This is a genomic window from Halorubrum sp. Eb13 (genome assembly GCF_002252895.1).
In the GTDB taxonomy this organism is placed as follows: Archaea; Halobacteriota; Halobacteria; order Halobacteriales; family Haloferacaceae; genus Halorubrum.
Genome location: NZ_NHPE01000140.1, coordinates 54,313 through 69,200, shown reverse-complemented (window position 1 = coordinate 69,200; position 14,888 = coordinate 54,313). Strand labels below are relative to the sequence as shown.

The 14,888-nt window shown below is 68.3% G+C and carries 20 protein-coding genes; 5 read left to right on the top strand and 15 right to left on the bottom strand.

What is annotated here, in order from left to right:
- Position 1: 1 nt before the first annotated feature.
- The 10 genes from nuoK to DJ75_RS15835 all read right to left on the bottom strand — a co-directional run bounded on the left by nuoK (position 2) and on the right by DJ75_RS15835 (position 7,386).
- Positions 2-322: an NADH-quinone oxidoreductase subunit NuoK gene (gene nuoK, locus DJ75_RS15880; RefSeq protein ID WP_008004452.1), complete on the bottom strand. Its 321-nt coding sequence runs from the start codon at positions 320-322 to the stop codon at positions 2-4.
- On the bottom strand, positions 322-681 hold the full coding sequence (locus DJ75_RS15875) for a hypothetical protein (RefSeq protein WP_094525387.1): 360 nt from the start codon (positions 679-681) through the stop codon (positions 322-324). Before DJ75_RS15875 ends, nuoK begins: the two co-directional genes overlap by 1 nt.
- A complete protein-coding gene (locus tag DJ75_RS15870) occupies positions 678-944 on the bottom strand; it encodes an NADH-quinone oxidoreductase subunit J (RefSeq protein WP_094525386.1) in 267 nt (88 codons plus the stop codon). The genes DJ75_RS15875 and DJ75_RS15870 overlap by 4 nt, the downstream gene beginning before the upstream one ends.
- Positions 945-993: 49 nt before the next feature.
- A complete protein-coding gene (locus tag DJ75_RS15865) occupies positions 994-1,455 on the bottom strand; it encodes an NADH-quinone oxidoreductase subunit I (RefSeq protein WP_006113010.1) in 462 nt (153 codons plus the stop codon).
- A 1-nt stretch (position 1,456) separates the two neighbouring features.
- Positions 1,457-2,530, bottom strand: coding sequence for an NADH-quinone oxidoreductase subunit H (locus tag DJ75_RS15860; RefSeq protein ID WP_094525385.1), 1,074 nt, complete (start codon positions 2,528-2,530; stop codon positions 1,457-1,459).
- A complete protein-coding gene (locus DJ75_RS15855; RefSeq protein ID WP_094525384.1) occupies positions 2,530-4,194 on the bottom strand; it encodes an NADH-quinone oxidoreductase subunit D in 1,665 nt (554 codons plus the stop codon). The genes DJ75_RS15860 and DJ75_RS15855 overlap by 1 nt, the downstream gene beginning before the upstream one ends.
- On the bottom strand, positions 4,191-4,889 hold the full coding sequence (locus DJ75_RS15850; RefSeq protein ID WP_094525383.1) for an NADH-quinone oxidoreductase subunit B: 699 nt from the start codon (positions 4,887-4,889) through the stop codon (positions 4,191-4,193). The genes DJ75_RS15855 and DJ75_RS15850 overlap by 4 nt, the downstream gene beginning before the upstream one ends.
- Positions 4,889-5,305 carry an NADH-quinone oxidoreductase subunit A gene (locus DJ75_RS15845; RefSeq protein ID WP_092562085.1) on the bottom strand — a complete coding sequence of 139 codons (417 nt, stop codon included), beginning with the start codon at positions 5,303-5,305 and terminating at the stop codon, positions 4,889-4,891. Before DJ75_RS15845 ends, DJ75_RS15850 begins: the two co-directional genes overlap by 1 nt.
- Before the next feature lie 200 nt (positions 5,306-5,505).
- Positions 5,506-6,123: a 5-(carboxyamino)imidazole ribonucleotide mutase gene (gene purE, locus DJ75_RS15840; protein WP_094525382.1), complete on the bottom strand. Its 618-nt coding sequence runs from the start codon at positions 6,121-6,123 to the stop codon at positions 5,506-5,508.
- Positions 6,124-6,225: 102 nt separating this feature from the next.
- Positions 6,226-7,386 carry a 5-(carboxyamino)imidazole ribonucleotide synthase gene (locus tag DJ75_RS15835; protein ID WP_094525381.1) on the bottom strand — a complete coding sequence of 387 codons (1,161 nt, stop codon included), beginning with the start codon at positions 7,384-7,386 and terminating at the stop codon, positions 6,226-6,228.
- 132 nt (positions 7,387-7,518) lie between these two features.
- On the opposite strand from DJ75_RS15835, the gene DJ75_RS15830 reads away from it, so the two are divergent.
- Positions 7,519-7,734 carry a hypothetical protein gene (locus DJ75_RS15830; RefSeq protein WP_094525380.1) on the top strand — a complete coding sequence of 72 codons (216 nt, stop codon included), beginning with the start codon at positions 7,519-7,521 and terminating at the stop codon, positions 7,732-7,734.
- Positions 7,735-7,846: 112 nt separating this feature from the next.
- Here DJ75_RS15830 and DJ75_RS15825 read toward each other — a convergent pair whose 3' ends face one another.
- The 4 genes from DJ75_RS15825 to aglJ form a co-directional block, all read right to left on the bottom strand.
- Positions 7,847-8,581 carry a hypothetical protein gene (locus DJ75_RS15825; RefSeq protein WP_094525379.1) on the bottom strand — a complete coding sequence of 245 codons (735 nt, stop codon included), beginning with the start codon at positions 8,579-8,581 and terminating at the stop codon, positions 7,847-7,849.
- A gap of 71 nt (positions 8,582-8,652) precedes the next feature.
- Complete coding sequence (locus DJ75_RS15820) at positions 8,653-9,798, bottom strand: cell division protein FtsZ (protein ID WP_094525378.1); 1,146 nt, start codon at positions 9,796-9,798, stop codon at positions 8,653-8,655.
- Positions 9,799-9,879: 81 nt separating this feature from the next.
- Complete coding sequence (locus tag DJ75_RS15815; RefSeq protein ID WP_094525377.1) at positions 9,880-11,004, bottom strand: AI-2E family transporter; 1,125 nt, start codon at positions 11,002-11,004, stop codon at positions 9,880-9,882.
- Between the two features lie 59 nt (positions 11,005-11,063).
- Entirely contained in the window at positions 11,064-12,128 is a 1,065-nt protein-coding gene (aglJ, locus tag DJ75_RS15810; RefSeq protein WP_094525376.1) for an S-layer glycoprotein N-glycosyltransferase AglJ, read from the bottom strand.
- Positions 12,129-12,271: 143 nt separating this feature from the next.
- Here aglJ and DJ75_RS15805 point away from each other — a divergent pair, with 143 nt between their 5' ends.
- Positions 12,272-12,652, top strand: a complete 381-nt coding sequence (locus DJ75_RS15805) for a hypothetical protein (RefSeq protein WP_094525375.1) — start codon at positions 12,272-12,274, stop codon at positions 12,650-12,652.
- Between the two features lie 48 nt (positions 12,653-12,700).
- On the opposite strand, the gene DJ75_RS15800 is transcribed toward DJ75_RS15805, so the two are convergent.
- On the bottom strand, positions 12,701-13,060 hold the full coding sequence (locus tag DJ75_RS15800) for a response regulator (RefSeq protein WP_094525374.1): 360 nt from the start codon (positions 13,058-13,060) through the stop codon (positions 12,701-12,703).
- Between the two features lie 158 nt (positions 13,061-13,218).
- Here DJ75_RS15800 and DJ75_RS15795 point away from each other — a divergent pair, with 158 nt between their 5' ends.
- From DJ75_RS15795 to DJ75_RS15785, 3 genes are all read left to right on the top strand, one after another.
- Entirely contained in the window at positions 13,219-14,250 is a 1,032-nt protein-coding gene (locus tag DJ75_RS15795) for a phosphate uptake regulator PhoU (protein WP_094525373.1), read from the top strand.
- Positions 14,251-14,376: 126 nt separating this feature from the next.
- Complete coding sequence (locus tag DJ75_RS15790) at positions 14,377-14,559, top strand: hypothetical protein (RefSeq protein ID WP_094525372.1); 183 nt, start codon at positions 14,377-14,379, stop codon at positions 14,557-14,559.
- A gap of 52 nt (positions 14,560-14,611) precedes the next feature.
- On the top strand, positions 14,612-14,839 hold the full coding sequence (locus DJ75_RS15785; RefSeq protein ID WP_094525371.1) for a hypothetical protein: 228 nt from the start codon (positions 14,612-14,614) through the stop codon (positions 14,837-14,839).
- Positions 14,840-14,888: the final 49 nt, after the last annotated feature.

The window sequence follows — 14,888 nt, the reverse complement described above, 5'->3', positions numbered from 1 at the left end:
GTTACCACCTCATCTCCGTTGGGACGGTCACGTCAGTGACCCCGAAGTTGCGGTACAGCACGAGGATGATGCCGATACCGATCGCGACCTCCGCGGCGGCGAGCGCGATGACGAACAGCGCGAACACCTGTCCCGTGAGGTCGCCGTAGTACAGCGCGAACGCGACGAAGTTGATGTTCGCCGCGTTCATCATGAGCTCGACGCTCATCAGGAAGTACAGCGCGTCGCGCCGCGTGAGCACGCCGAACAGGCCGATACAGAAGACGGCGGCCGCGAGCAGCAGGTACCACTCCGGCGGAATCGAGGAGGCGACGGCGGTCATCAGCGCTCACCTCCGTCGCGGCCGCCGTCGGTAAACGCCTGTCCCACGGCGGCGATGATCGAGCCGCCCTCCTCACGTTTCGCCAGGTACACCGCGCCGTCGACGGCGACGTCGAGGGCGACCGCGGCGATCAGGAACGCGGCGAGGAACCCCTCGGAGGGGATCGTCGCGATGTCGTACTCGCCGAGGTTGAACAGGGCGTACCCGATGTTGTGGACGACGGAGGCGTCGGCCGGGAAGCCGGCACCCCCTGCGGTGAAGTCCGCCGACAACGCCGTCAGGGCCATCGTGACGAAGAGGAGCCCGACCACCGCGGCGGGGACGAGGCGTCCCCCGCGGCCCGAGTCGTCGTCGCTCATGCGCTATTCACCTCCGTTTCCGTCTCCGATCGCGTGAGCATCACGCCGAACGTGACTAAGATCAGGACCCCGCCCACGTAGACGAGGATCTGCATGGCGGCGATGAATTCCGCCTGCAGCATCACGTAGTGGACCGCGACGCTCGTCAGGGCACCGCCCAGCAGCAGCGCGGCGTGGAACACGTCGCGCGCTAGGACGACCCCGAGGCCGAACGCCAGCGTGACCGCGGCGAACAGCCCGAACGCGATGGTAGGATAAACCATTGTGTTTGTCTCCTATGAGAACCCCTTTGAAGATTTCGAGACGCGCCCGCTACTGGTAGTCGACCTCGCCGTCGCCCTCCCCGATCCACGCGCCGCGATCGGGGTTCCGGGACTCCAGCGGGTCAATTCCCTTGTACCACGGGACGTTCTTGAGCTGTTCTTTGTTGAACACGAAGTCGTCCTTCGTGTCCGCAGTGAACTCGAAGTTCTGCGTCAGCAGGATCGCGTCGACGGGGCAGACCTCCTCGCAGAGCCGGCAGTAGATGCACTGCCCGATGTGGAGGTTGTACTGCTCCCCGTTACGCTGGTCGTCCTGCACGATCTGAATCGTGTCGTTCGGGCAGACGTTCTCGCACTGGCGGCACCAGATGCACCGCTCCTGGCTGAACTTGTGGACCCCGCGGAACCGCGGGCTCACCTCGGGCGCGTCCTCCGGGTATTCCACCGTGAATGTCGTCCCGTCCAGCGCGTGTTTCATCGTCGTCGCCATGGATTTCATGAGTCCGATCATATTACGCGATCACCCCCACGATTACGGCCGTGAGCACCAGGTTCGCGAACGACAGCACCAGCATTCCCTTCCAGCCGATCTCGATCAGCTGGTCGATACGGACGCGCGGCAGCGCGGAGCGGGCCCACTGCGTGAACAGGAAGAAGCCCCAGATCTTCACCACGAACCAGATGAAGCCGATGCTCTCCGGGCCCGGCCCGGAGGCGCCGCCGAGGAACGTCACGGCGAGGATCGCGCCGCCGAGGAAGATGTGCACGAACTCGCCGAGGTAGAAGAGGACGAAGTACGCGGAGGAGTACTCTGTCTGGTAGCCGGCGACGATCTCCGTCGGCGCCTCCGGGATGTCGAACGGGTTCCGGCCGATCTCGGCCATGTTCGCGGTGAGGAACAGCACGAACGCGAACGGGTTCACGAAGGCGTACCACGCCGGGATGTCGATCCCGGCGATCGTCACCAGCGTCGTCGTCTGCGCACCGACGATACCGCTCATCTGGAGCGTGCCCGCGAACAGCACGACGGACATCGCCGTGACGATGAGCGGGATCTCGTACGCGAGGTTCTGCGCGACCGCGCGGAGCCCGCCGAGCAGCGAATACTTGTTGTTCGACGCGTAGCCCGCCATAACCAGGGATATCGAGGCGATGGAGGCGAACGCAAACACCAGCGCGAAGCCGACTTCGGGGTCGGCGAGGTGGAAGTTGATCGGGCCGAGACGACCCATCGGGATCACCGAGAAGCCGAGCAGTGCCGACGCGGGCAGGATGACCGGAGCGATGTCCCAGGAGGGACGGTCGACGCCCTCGGGAACGATGAGCTCCTTCGCCAGCAGCTGGACCGCGGACGCCGGGATGATCAGGAGGCCGAACGGCCCGACCCGGTTGACCGCGATGCGGTCGGTGAACGCCGCCGTGATCTTCCGTTTCGCCCACGGGCCGGCGACGCCGGTAAACGCGAGGACGATGTTCCCGACGACGGCCGCCGCGATCAGCGCCGCGACGACCTCGCCGAGCACGCCCGGCAACCCGAACGTCTCGGCGAGGAACTCGGGGAACAGCTGTGCGGGTGCCGTCCCCATCAGCGGTCCACCTCCCCGAGCACGATGTCGAGGCTCCCGAGCGCCGCGATGACGTCGGGGATGTACTCGCCGTTGGCCATCTCCGGCAGCGTCTGGAGGTTCGAGAAGCACGGCGACCGGATCTTGAACCGGGCCGGCTTGTCGGTGCCGTCAGAGCGGATGTAGATGCCGAGCTCGCCCTTCGCGGCCTCGACCGCCCGATAGATCTCGGCGTCGTCGTCCGGCCGCAGCGTGCGGGGGACGTTCGCCTGGATGTTGCGCTCCTCCTCGGGCCAGTCCTCGAGCAGGTCGACGCACTGCTCGATGATCTTCGCGGACTCCTCGACCTCGCGCATCCGGACGAGCAGGCGGCTGAAGTTGTCGCAGCCGTCCTCCGTGACGACGTCCCAGTCGAGTTCGTCGTAGTAGCCGTACGGGTCGTCGCGGCGCAGGTCGTAGTCGACTCCCGATCCGCGGGCGACGGGACCGGTCGCGCCGTAGTTCTTCGCGACCTCCGGCGGGAGGATCCCGGTGTCGATCGTCCGCATCTGGAAGATCTCGTTGGAGGTGACGAGGTTGTGGTACTCCTCGACGGACTCCGGCAGTTGATCGAGGAAGTCCCGAGTCTTCGAGAAGAACTCCTCGCGCGGCTCCGGGAGGTCCCAGACGACGCCGCCGAGCCGGAAGTAGTTGAACATCAGCCGCTGGCCCGTCAGGTCCTCCAGCAGGTCCTGCACGCGCTCGCGGTCGTTGATCGCGTACATGAACGTCGCGGTGAAGTCGCCGTTCACGTCGAGCGCGAACGTGGCGAGCGCGAGCATGTGCGCGGCGATCCGGCACATCTCGGCGCCCATCGTCCGGATGACCTGCGCGTACTCCGGCACCTCGATCTCGGCGAGGTCCTCGGCCGCGCGGGCGTACGCCCACTCGTTGAGCAACCCCGCGGAGATGTAGTCCCAGCGGTCGGGGTACGGCATGATCTGGTGGCGGTACGTGCCGGCTTGTGCCATCTGCTCCTCACAGCGGTGGAGGTAGCCGATGTCGGGCTCGACGTCGACGACCTGCTCGCCGTCGAGCGTCGTCTTCAGGTGGAGCACCCCGTGGGTCGCCGGGTGGTGCGGCCCGATGTTCAGGAACATCGTGTCAGACTCGGAGTCCTTGTGGTGCTCCTGCAGCGGGTTCGCGTGCTCCGGCAGCGTGGCGATCTGCGGCCGGTCCTTGTCGTAGTCCATCGACAGGGGGTGTCCCTGCCACGTCTCGGGCAGGAGGATCCGGCGCAGGTCAGGGTGGTCGTCGTACTCGACGCCGATCAGGTCGTACGCCTCCCGCTCGTGCCAGTCGGCGGTGCGGAAGACGGGCTCGGCCGACTCAGAGACCGGGTCGTCCTTGTCGGCGGGGACGACGACGCTGACCTCCTGGGTCGGGTCGTCGAACTTCTTCAGGTGGTAGATCGACTCGTAGCGGTTCTCGTACTCCTGCGCGGAGACCACCGAGAGGTGGTCGTATCCCGCCTGCTCTTTCAGGGTCGAGAGCGTCTCCTGAACGGTGTCCGGGCGGATGACGAAGCCGGGCGCGTTCAGATGGTCGTCGCGACCGACGACGAGGTCACCGAGAAGCGCCTCCAGCTCGTCCGGAGTGCGCTCGAGCGCCGCGTCGTCGGTGGTGTCCGGTCGTTCGAGGCTCATGGTGAATCAGCGAAGTTGTACCGCATGACGAGTTCGTCCTCGTCGATCTGGTCGGCGAGCTTGTCGACGAGCTCGTCCCGTTCGAGGTCGGAGAACTCCTCCAGTTCGTACGGCTTGACCGTCACGGGCGCGGCCTCGCCGTTGGCGACGCGCTCCTGCAGCTTCACGACGCCGTAGACGAGCGCCTCGGGACGGGGCGGGCAGCCGGGGACGTGGATGTCGATCGGGATGACCTCCTCGGCGCCCTTGATCACGTTGTACCCCTCCTGGAACGGGCCGCCGGAGATGGTACACGAGCCCATGCCGACGACGAACTTCGGCTCGGGCATCTGGTCGTAGACGCGCTTCATCCGCGGCGCGAACTTCGAGACGATCGTCCCGGGGACGATCATCACGTCCGCCTGTCGCGGCGACGCGCGGGGGACCCCGCTCCCGAACCGGTCGAGGTCGTGTTTCACGGCGTAGGTGTGCATCATCTCGATGCTGCAGCAGGCGATGCCGAACTGCAGCATGAACATGGAGGAGCCGCGACACCAGTTCAGGAACTTGTCGAACTTGGTGAGGATGAACGGCGAGGAGCCGAACGCCTCACGGAGGCGGGAGTTAAACCGGTCTCCCTGCCCGGTCATCCGGGCGTCTCGAGTCTCCGTTACGACTTGCGATTCGTCGGTGATGAATGGTTGATCGCTGCTCATTAGTTGAGGTCACGCTCCGTTTTTCTGCTGGTCGCGCGGGGACTCCGAGCCCAGCTGATCGCCCCCGACCGCCACGCCCAGACGAGCCCGATCGCGAGGATCCCGACGAACGCCAACATCGGCCACAGCAGAGCAGTCATCGGCACGCCGGCCTGGATGGCCGGGCGGTAGATGACGGCCCACGGGAACAGTAACACGGTCTCGATGTCGAACACGACGAACAACAGCGCGACCATGTAGTACTGGATGTTGAACCGGATCTTCGTCCCGCCAGTCGGGGTCTCGCCGGACTCGTAGGTGGTGCTTTTACCGGTCTCAGGCACGCTCGGACGGAGCAACGCCGACACTGTCATCATCCCTATCGGGATGAGCAGGCCGACGGCCGCCAAGGCGCCGATCGCTATCCAATCGCTCATATAGGTCTCCGTAACGTGCTGAGGTTTGGACCGCCCCCTCATAAGCGTTGAGTCTTCAGGGCATCGCCGCAAGGAGGCCGCAGACGACCGCGAGACCGCTCAACACCCGATCCGTCCGTGCTCGGTTCCGCGGTCGACCCGGTCGTCCGGACGCGTCCGAGACGATCCGTCGGGGGCTACTCCAGCAGACCCGTCCGAGGCTACTCCTCGTCTCGCGCGCGGAACCCGTCGATACCGAGGTCGTGGAGGTCGGCCGAGACGTCGGCGACGCCGCCTTTGAGGTCCTCGTGGTACGCGATCAGCCGCTCTTCGATGGCGTCGTGCTCGCGTGCGAGCACCTGTGCGGCCGACAGACCGGCGTTGAACGACTTCCCGGCGTCGACGGCGACGATCGGCGCCCCGGTGGGCATCCCGATCACGGAGTCCACCGACTTCTCCTGTACCGGCACCCCGATGACCGGGATCGGGTACGCGAGCGACGCGGTCATGTTCGGGAGGTCAGCGGACTTCCCGCCCGCCCCGGCGATCACCACGTCGAGGCCGCGGTCTCCGGCGGTCTCCCCGTAGGCGTACATCAACTCGGGGGTTCGATGGGCGGAGACGACGTAGCTCTCATAAGTGAACCGGGCGTCCGGCGCCTCGTCGAAGTCGGTCTGCTCCGCGAAGCCGAGCTCGTCGAGCGCGTCGAACGCGCCTTCCATCGTCGGGAGGTCCGAGTCCGAGCCCATGATGATCCCCACGTCGGGAGTCGTTTCGGGATCGGCGTCGGACTCCGCTTCCGCTTCGAGCCGCCGGATGAGGTCCTGCACCGTTGGCATGGACGAGGGTTCGGCGGAGGGCTACAAGGAACCCCCGGATGCGGCGCAGCCGCCGGGTGCTGCGAGGCGTCAGTCGCCCCGGGAGATCAGACGCCCGGAGGACTAGTCGCCCCGGAACGTCGTCGCGTCGCGGAGTTCTCTCGCCCGCGAGAGGAGGGCGTCGCGGTCGCTTTCGCCGTCTCCGGTCACCGTCAGGTGTCCCATCTTCCGGAGCGGGCGCGCGTCCTCCTTCCCGTACCAGTGGAGGTCGGCGTCGGGCGCCGCGAGGACCGATTCGGCGCCGCGGAGGGTCGCCGGTCCCGTCTCCTCGACGTCACCGAGGGCGTTCGCCGTGACCGCGGGCGCGGCGAGGTCGGTCGGACCGAGCGGCCATCCGAGGACGGCCCGGACGTGGTTCTCGAACTGCGAGGTCCGCGCGCCCTCGATGGTCCAGTGGCCGGAGTTGTGCGGGCGCGGCGCGATCTCGTTGACGAGCACCTCGCCGTCCCGGGTCTCGAACAGCTCGATCCCGTAGACGCCGCGTCCGTCGAGGAACTCCAGCACGTCGCCGGCGACCGACTCGGCCTCGGCGACGACCGCGTCGTCGGCGCGGGCGGGCGCGACGCTCTCGCGGAGGATCTCCTCCCGGTGGACGGTCTCCGTCACGGGGTAGGTCCGCGTCTCCCCGTCGGCGCCTTTCAGCCCCATCACGGCGATCTCGCGCTCGAAGTCGAGGAGCTCCTCGGCCATCGCGTTTCCGCCGACCTCGGCGAGCGCGTCCGCGGCGTCCGCGGGGTCGGTAACGGGGACGTTCCCGCGGCCGTCGTAGCCGCCCTCGCGCGCCTTCAGCATGACGCCGTCGAACTCCTCGACGACGCGTTCGAGCCCCTCCGCGGTCGCGACCGCGACGAACTCCGGGACGGGGATGCCGGCGTCCGCGAGCGCCTCCTTCTGGACCAGCTTGTCTTGGATCGTCCGGAGGGTGGCGGGGTCGGGCTGGACGGGCACGTCGTGCTCCGCGCTCGCCTCGGCCAGCAGGTCCGGATCGGCGAGTTCGATCTCGAAGGTGAGCGCGTCGACCCGGCTCGCGAGTTCGTGGACCGCGTCGGGGTCGTCGAAGTCGCCGACGATCTGGTCGCTGACGACGGGAGCGGCCGGGCACTCCGGCGTCGGGTCGAGCACGACGACCTCGACGCCGAGCCGTGCGACCGCCTCGCCCATCATCCGACCGAGCTGTCCGCCGCCGACGACGCCGAGCGTCGGTCCCGGCAGAGTGATCGACATATACGGCCGCGTACCCGACGTTACTGCATAAATATTCCCACATCGGAGCGAGAAATACGCACGAATATGGGCACTTTCGAGCGAGGCTGGGCCCACGCAACCGTTTTCCGTTCGGGATTGCTCCTCGCAGGTGTGACCGCGATACGGGGACTCTACGAGCGGGTCGACGAGTGGGCGCGCGGCCTTTCCCGAGGGCGGTACGCGGCCCTGTTGGGAGCGTCGGCTGGCGTCGGCGTGCTCGCCGTCGGACGCGCGTTGAGCGGGGACGTCCTCCTCGTTCGGGCCCTCACGATGGCGCTCGTCATGTTCGGTCTGGAGTACACGTTCGGCGCCTTCAGCGGATCGTGAGACCTTTCAGCGGAACATGAGGCCCTGCGGAGCGAGAGACCAGTGACCGGAGCGCCGAGCGAACGCGGTCGGAGTCCGGTGGCCGCACCCGTCAGACACGTCGGCGACGCCCTCAGAGTTCGGCAGTCGCCAGGTCGCTCTCCAAGTCGTCGACGAACTCGTTGTACGCCTCGACGAATCCGCGGAACGAGTCGGCGTACTCGCGGACGTCGGCCGCGGAGGGCGCCTCATACTGCGAGAGGAGGTAGAGCCCGCCGGAACCCCCGACGCGGAGGTACGAGACGGTCCCTTCGTCCCACTTCAGCTCCCAGCGGTCGCCGTCGACGCGGGCGGTGTACGTCCCGTAATCGTCGCCCTCGTAGCGGTGGATCTCGCCGGCGATGAGGGTGCAGGTCTGACGGATCGCGCCCAGCACGCGGTCGCGCTCGGCGACGACTCCGTCCGTCGAGGCGGGCTCCGGGAACTCGGCGCTCACCCCGTCGAGGACGCCCGACAGCGACGCGACGTACTCGTTCCACGCGGCGACGAGGTTCGCGTAGTCGTCGAGGGCGGCCGCGAGGTGGGTCGGGTCCGGCGGCTGTTTCGTCGAGATGACGTACACGTCCGAGCCAGACTTCGGCGAGAACAGCAGGAACTCCAGCTCTCCGGCCTCGTGCTTGACGGTCCACGTCCCGCCCGGCGTCGACAGCTCCCGGCGGCCGTAGTCGCCCCCCTGAAGCTTGGCGAGCTGGTAGGCGATCGTTCCGGCGTGATCGCGGACCGCGGCGACGACCTCGTCGCGCCGGTCGGCGACCGCGTCCGTGTCGCTCACGTCGAGGTCGAGCCCGAGGTCGGCGTGCGTGGTCACGATCGGTCTGGGCGCCACAAGGGGTTAATCGGTTCGGGTCGGGGGAGGGAGAGCCGACCCGCGGCCGCCGGTCACGCGATCGATTCCCGGATCTCTCGGACCCGCGCCGGCTCGTCGATCCCCGAGCGCAACACCACGGCGAACACCCCCTCGCCGTCCGGCTCCGGCGCGTCGCCGCTCAGGATCGCGTCCGAGCCGGTCTCCTCGGCGAGCCACCGCCGACCGTCGGCGATCGCCTGTCGGTTGAGCCACGCCGGCGGGCCGCCGACGACGAGGAGCGTCCGGTCCGCGCGGCCGTCGGGGACCTCGACCGTCGACTTGCCGCGGGCCGCCTTCCGGATCGTGGTCTCGATGGCCGACACCGCTTCGCCGGTGTCGACCTCGGCGGGTTCGTCCGAGCCGAACAGCCCGAGGCCGAACCGCGACCCCGACTCAGGCGGTTCGACCGCCTGCGTGGCGTGGCCGACCGCGGCGATCTCCCCGTCGTCGCCGACCGCGCGGGCGACGTCGCTCGCGTCGAGCACCTGCTGCGGGGTCGACTCCCGGTCGCTCGACTCGCCGGCGCCGAACAGCGCCGCGATCCGGTCCGCGACGACGCCGTTCAGCCGGTCCCGGGCGTCGACGAGCGTCTCGCCGGGGCGGAGCCACGCGTCGTTGTCGAAGGGAAAAACGGCCGCACAGCGGTCGGAGAGCGCGTCGAGCGTCCGGGCCGCGTTCTTCTCCGCGAGGGGGCGACGCGGCTCGCGCTCCGCGGGTTCGGTCGCGCTCCCGCGGACGGGATCGACCTCGCTCGCCGCCGACTCCGCCGGCGTCGGGAGCGCCCCGACGGCGTACACCGAGACGTCGTAGAGGCGCGACAGCTCCTCGGCGAGCGCCGGCGCCGCCCCGGCCCCCGCGCCGCCGCCGAGGCCGACGACGATCACGAACGCCTCCGCGGCCGAGGGGTTCTCGTCGTCCATGACGCGGCCGAGCTCGCTCGCGTGGGCGTCACCGAGCCGCCTGCCGGCGTGGAGGTCGCCGTCGAGCCCGCTCCCGTCGGCCGCGTCGCCGAAGCGGTAGCGCCGCGACTCGTCGAGCGAGCGCAGGGCGTCGAGCGCCGCCGCGTCCGTGTCGAACGCGTTACACCCGTGCAGGAACCGGTCGTCGCCGTGATCGGCCGCGAGCCGGTCGGCGATCCGGCCACCGGCGCCGCCGAGACCGATGACGTGAAGACGCATACGTCACTCCGGTCGGCGAGCGGGGGCTTATCTCTTCGGCTCGGCGGCGAGCGGAAGCCCGCGCGGCCGCGGTGCGGGCGGTCAGAACTCGTCCAGTCGCCGCTGTCCGCGGGGGACCGCCGCCGGGCGCCCGTCGGTGTCGGTCTCGTCCGGGCTGCCGCCGAGCAACCGGATCAGCGCCGTGTCCGCGAAGGTGAGCGCCAGCACCAGCACGATCGGCGCGAGGAACAGCCCGTGGAAGCCGAAGACGACGGGACCGAAGATGTACGCGAGCATGAGCAGTCCGACGTGGGTCGTCTTCCCGCTGAAGTACGGCCGGAGCACGACGTCGGGGATCGTGTCGACGATGACCGCCGCGACGGCGAGGAAGACGGCCACGTAGGCGAGCAGCGCGAGGTCGTCGCCGCCCAGGAGCGTCGGTACCGAGGTCACCGCCGCCAGCGGGACGTACACGATCTTCATCCCGATCACGGGGATCAGGCTCGCGATCCCGGTGAGCGCGCCCGCGAGCGCCGGATACGGTACCTCGACCGGCGGCGGCGCGACCACGTTGTAGGCGGTGTAGGTCACGACGGCGATGATCGAGATCGCGATGACGTTGAGCAGGTTCCCGTACAGCACCGCCTCCAGCTCGGCGTCGGCCGTCTCGAGGTACTCTCGGACGACCGCGTCGTCGTCGAACGTGAGCAGCCACTCGTGGAACTTCGACCCGTCGAGCAGGAGGTAGTACGTGACGACGACGACGATGAGGAGGTTGAGCGCGAGCCCCCCGAGCGTGCTCGCCAGCAGCGGCGCCTGCTCGGAGACGAACTCGATCAGCGGATCGAGCTGACCGGAGCGGTACGCGGCGACCATCCCGTCGAGAGTGGGGTTCGAGAGCTCCGCCAGGTCCCCGACCCAGGAGTTCTCCGCGCCGACCGTCTCGGCGACCGGGTAACGCCCGATGAACCGGCGCGCCTCGATCAGCACCAAGAGCACGGTGTAGCCGATGAGCCCGATCAGCGGAACCCCGATGAGCGACAGGGAGACGGCGGCCCGGACGCGCGCGGGGAGGTGGAACTGTTCGAGCCTGTGGAAGAGCCGCCGCGTCGAGTAGTACAGGAACACGGCGACCGTGAGCGGAGCGACGAACCGGTACCCGATGAACCCCACGACGAGCGCGACCGCGATACCGAAGAGGGCGATGACGAACCGCTTCTGGTCCATGGCCGCTCGTCTCGGTGTGCCGACATAAAATATACGCCTTCGAACCGGACCGTCGACCGTCAGTCGTCGTCGAGGTCGACCGACCGGCCGCCGGCGTCTCCGTCGACCGACCGGCCGCCGGCGTCCCCCTCGGTCGACCGACCGCCGACATCCTCGTCGACCGACCGATCGCCGGCGTCCCCGTCGCTCCGCGGGTCGATCCCACGGTCTTCCATCGCCTGCTCGAACCGCGCCGCCTGTTCGCGGTGCAGCGACAGGATCATATCAGCCAACACGCCGAAGATCAGCAGCTGGATACCGAGGACCGTCGCGCCGACGGCGCCGATGGCGATCACCTCGTGGCTCACGCGGAACGCGAGCCACTCGTAGAGGACGTACGCGGTCATGAGCGCCCCCGCGGCCGTCGAGACCGCGCCGACGCTCCCGAAGTAGAACAGGGGGTTGTTCGTCTTCGCCTTGCGGTACAGTTCGAGGAATATCACGCCGCCGTCGCGGATCGGGTGGAGGTTGGTCGCGGATCCCCCGGGGCGTTCGCGGTAGGTGATCGGGACGACCGCGACCGGCACCTGGTTCTTCACGCACTCGACCGCCATTTCGGTCTCGATCCCGAACCCGTCAGCGGTGAGGTGGAGCCGGAGGAACGACTCCCGGGTGAACGCCCGGTAGCCGGAGAGGATGTCCCGGTATCCCTCGCCGTGGATCGCGCGGAACGCGAGGTTGATGATCCGGTTTCCGATCCGGTTCAAGCGGGTCATCGCCCCCGGTCGCATGTCGGCGAACCGGTTCCCGATGACGTGGTCGACCTCGCCGGCCAACAGCGGGTCGAGCATCGCGTCGACGTCGTCGGCGTCGTACGTCGCGTCGGCGTCGGCCATCACGACGTACGGCGCGTCGACGTGGTCGCGCACCGCCTCGCGGACGGCCTGCCCCTTCCCGCGGCCCGACTGTTCGACGACGCGCGCACCGGCCTCCTCGGCGGCCCCCCGCGTCCCGTCGGTGGAGCCGCCGTCGACGACGAGGACGTTCCCGATCCCGGCGTCGCGGAAGGCCTCGACGACGCGCGCGACCGTCTCGACCTCGTCCATCGTGGGCAGCAGGACGCAGACGTCGTCGTAGTCGCTCATGTCGGGTCGACGGCGGGCGAGTCCCTAAACTCTGCCCTTCCGACGCGACGATCCCCGGGGGCTGAACGCTCCGATCGTCGAGCCGCGCCGACGGTCCTGCGGCCACCCATACGCTCATGTGTCCGACGACAGATCGTGTGAGCATGTCGCATCCACCCGATCCCCACGTCGACGAACTGCTCAGCGCGGCGCGGACGGCGATCGGCGACGAACTCCGGAGCCTCACCTACTTCACCGCGGACGAGGTCACCCAGCTGTACCTCCGCAGCGACCTGAGCCGCACCGCGGACCTCGTCGGGTTCGCGGAGAACGAACGCCAGGGGTTCCACTCGCAGTCGCTGTACGCCAACACGCAGCTCGGCGACTACCAGTTCACCGTTCGCGTGTTCGAAAACGGGTATCTCACGAGGGTTATCGCCGGGGAACACGGCGTCTGGGTGACGACGGATTCGATGCAGATGGACCGGTTCGAGGAGCTCGCCAGCGCGCTCTCGGCGATCCTCCGATCGTTCGGCCCGGCGTGACGGTGGCGACTCGGTCCGGGGAAACGGACCGACCCGGATCCCGGTCGCTCAGCCGAGGTGGCTCTTCAGCTCCGGGACCAGCTCATCGGGATCGACCGGCTTGGTGACGTAGCCGTCGGCGCCGGCCTTCACCGCCTCCATCATCTTCTCCTGCTGGTCGACGCTCGTGCACATCACGACCACGGCGTCCGGCCAGCGGTCCTTGATCGCCCGCGTCGCCTCGATCCCGGTCATCTCCGGCATGACGACGTCCATCGACACGGCGTCGGGCTCGTGCGCCTCGAACAGCTCCACGGCCTCAGCGCCGTTCTCCGCCTCGCCGACGACGTCGAACGACCCCTCCAGCGCGTCCCGGACCACGGTCCGCTGGAACGAGGAGTCGTCGACGACGAGTACCCGCTCGGTCATGGCGAGTAATCGGCAATTGAACGGCATAAGCGCGCGGATCGCCCGGCGCCCGACCTCGGACGGTGCGTCCGCTCCGCGCAACAACACCTTGTATATTCGTCGAAGCGTATAATGAACATAGGAACAACGTTAAGGTGTATCCCGCGGTACTTTACCGCATGGAAACGCGGAAGGTCCAACGGCTGGGTCCGTCGACGCTGGCGATGACCCTCCCCGCCGAGTGGGCACAGGAACACGGCGTCAACAAGGGCGACGAGGTGTCGCTCCGGATGGGCGGAAAGGGAACGCTCACCGTTCTCCCGGAGTCGGTGAGCTCGGAGGAGTCGGAGGCCGTCATCAACGCCGACGGGCTCGACGCGCGGTCGCTGGAGCGGGCCATCGTCGCGCAGTACGTGCTCGGGCGACGCGTGATCCACGTCCGGAGCGAGGGCACCCTCGACAGCGAACACATCAACGCCGTCTACAAGGCCGAGACGCAGCTGATGGGGCTCGGCGTCATCGAGGAGACGCCGGAGGACATCTCTATCCGCTGTTCGGTCGACCCCGAGGACTTCACCCTCGACAACCTGCTCGAACGGCTGGAGAACACCGGGTCGACGATGCGCGGCGAGGCCGTGAAGGCGCTCGCCCACGGCAACCCCGACCTCGCGCAGCGCGCGCTCAACCGCGAGCGGCAGGCGAACAAGATCTTCGTCCTGCTGCTCCGGCTCATCTTCACGGCGTACCAGAACCCGAACCTCGCCCGCGCGGTCGGATTGGAGGAGGGGTTCCCCCTCATCGGCTACCGCTCCGTGGCGAAGAACCTGGAGCTCACCGCCGACAACGCGGAGGACATCGCCGACATCGTGATGGAGGCCGAGGGTCACACGCTCGACGTCGACAGCGCCACGATGCGGCAGATCCGCGAGTTCACCGATCAAGTGGACGACCTGACGGCGCTCGCGGTCAGGGCCGTCGTCGAGCGCGACTACGACCTCACCGTCGAGTGCCGCGACATGTTCGCTCGGCTGGAGGACCGCGAGCAGGAGATCCTCGGCGAGCTGCCGAGCGACCTCGACAACGACACGCTGCTGATGACCCGCGAAGTGCTCGTCAGCCTCCAGCACACCGCCGAGTACGCGATGCGAAACGCGGAGATCGCCGCGAACCTCGCGCTCAACGAGGAGTCGGAACACGTCGAGATCATCTGAGGCGTCGTCCGAGTCGCCGGTTTCGACACCCGTCGCGCCCGCGGCGTGGCCCAGTGCCGCGCCCGCGACGTGGCCCGGCGTCGCGCCCTTCGTATGAACTAAGTAGCCGCCCGCGAAGCGACGGGTATGAGCGAGGGATCTATCGAGTCTGACATGGAGATCGGCGTGGCGCTCGCGTTGGGGGCCATCGCGCTCGTTGGCACGGCGCTGATGTTCGGATACCCGTCGCAGCTGGGCCGCGCGTGGGGGTTCGCGGCGGCGTTCGTCTTCGCCCTCTGTTCGGTCGCCGCCGTGCAGCTGTTCGACTGAGCGACCGATCGACGAGAAACCGTTAAGGACGTCTGACGCCTACGTTCACGCCATGAGCGAGTACACCGAGGAAGAGCAGCGGATCCTCGCGTACCTCACGGACAGCGTCACCCGTGGCGAGCGGTACGTCCGCTCGAAGACGATCGGCGACGCCATCGGCCTCACGGCCAAACAGGTCGGCTCGCGACTCCCCCGACTGGCCGAGAAATCCGACGATGTCGACATCGAGAAGTGGGGCCGGGCCCGGTCGACGACGTGGCGCGTGACGCCGCAAGGGTGAGGGCGGTTCGGGCGTCCGACGAGTCCCTCCGCCATCGAGGCCGGTGCGA

Excerpts from the sequence above, each read along its gene's own strand:
- DJ75_RS15860 (WP_094525385.1), bottom strand. The coding sequence starts at position 2,530 with ATGGGGACGGCACCCGCACAGCTGTTCCCCGAGTTCCTCGCCGAGACG.
- DJ75_RS15785 (WP_094525371.1), top strand. The coding sequence starts at position 14,612 with ATGAGCGAGTACACCGAGGAAGAGCAGCGGATCCTCGCGTACCTCACG.
- DJ75_RS15865 (WP_006113010.1), bottom strand. The coding sequence starts at position 1,455 with ATGATCGGACTCATGAAATCCATGGCGACGACGATGAAACACGCGCTG.
- DJ75_RS15870 (WP_094525386.1), bottom strand. The coding sequence starts at position 944 with ATGGTTTATCCTACCATCGCGTTCGGGCTGTTCGCCGCGGTCACGCTG.
- DJ75_RS15800 (WP_094525374.1), bottom strand. The coding sequence starts at position 13,060 with ATGACCGAGCGGGTACTCGTCGTCGACGACTCCTCGTTCCAGCGGACC.
- DJ75_RS15850 (WP_094525383.1), bottom strand. The coding sequence starts at position 4,889 with ATGAGCAGCGATCAACCATTCATCACCGACGAATCGCAAGTCGTAACG.
- DJ75_RS15805 (WP_094525375.1), top strand. The coding sequence starts at position 12,272 with ATGTCGCATCCACCCGATCCCCACGTCGACGAACTGCTCAGCGCGGCG.
- nuoK (WP_008004452.1), bottom strand. The coding sequence starts at position 322 with ATGACCGCCGTCGCCTCCTCGATTCCGCCGGAGTGGTACCTGCTGCTC.
- DJ75_RS15790 (WP_094525372.1), top strand. The coding sequence starts at position 14,377 with ATGAGCGAGGGATCTATCGAGTCTGACATGGAGATCGGCGTGGCGCTC.
- DJ75_RS15875 (WP_094525387.1), bottom strand. The coding sequence starts at position 681 with ATGAGCGACGACGACTCGGGCCGCGGGGGACGCCTCGTCCCCGCCGCG.
- DJ75_RS15820 (WP_094525378.1), bottom strand. The coding sequence starts at position 9,798 with ATGCGTCTTCACGTCATCGGTCTCGGCGGCGCCGGTGGCCGGATCGCC.
- DJ75_RS15795 (WP_094525373.1), top strand. The coding sequence starts at position 13,219 with ATGGAAACGCGGAAGGTCCAACGGCTGGGTCCGTCGACGCTGGCGATG.
- DJ75_RS15815 (WP_094525377.1), bottom strand. The coding sequence starts at position 11,004 with ATGGACCAGAAGCGGTTCGTCATCGCCCTCTTCGGTATCGCGGTCGCG.
- DJ75_RS15845 (WP_092562085.1), bottom strand. The coding sequence starts at position 5,305 with ATGAGCGATTGGATAGCGATCGGCGCCTTGGCGGCCGTCGGCCTGCTC.
- DJ75_RS15835 (WP_094525381.1), bottom strand. The coding sequence starts at position 7,386 with ATGTCGATCACTCTGCCGGGACCGACGCTCGGCGTCGTCGGCGGCGGA.
- DJ75_RS15855 (WP_094525384.1), bottom strand. The coding sequence starts at position 4,194 with ATGAGCCTCGAACGACCGGACACCACCGACGACGCGGCGCTCGAGCGC.
- aglJ (WP_094525376.1), bottom strand. The coding sequence starts at position 12,128 with ATGAGCGACTACGACGACGTCTGCGTCCTGCTGCCCACGATGGACGAG.
- purE (WP_094525382.1), bottom strand. The coding sequence starts at position 6,123 with ATGCCAACGGTGCAGGACCTCATCCGGCGGCTCGAAGCGGAAGCGGAG.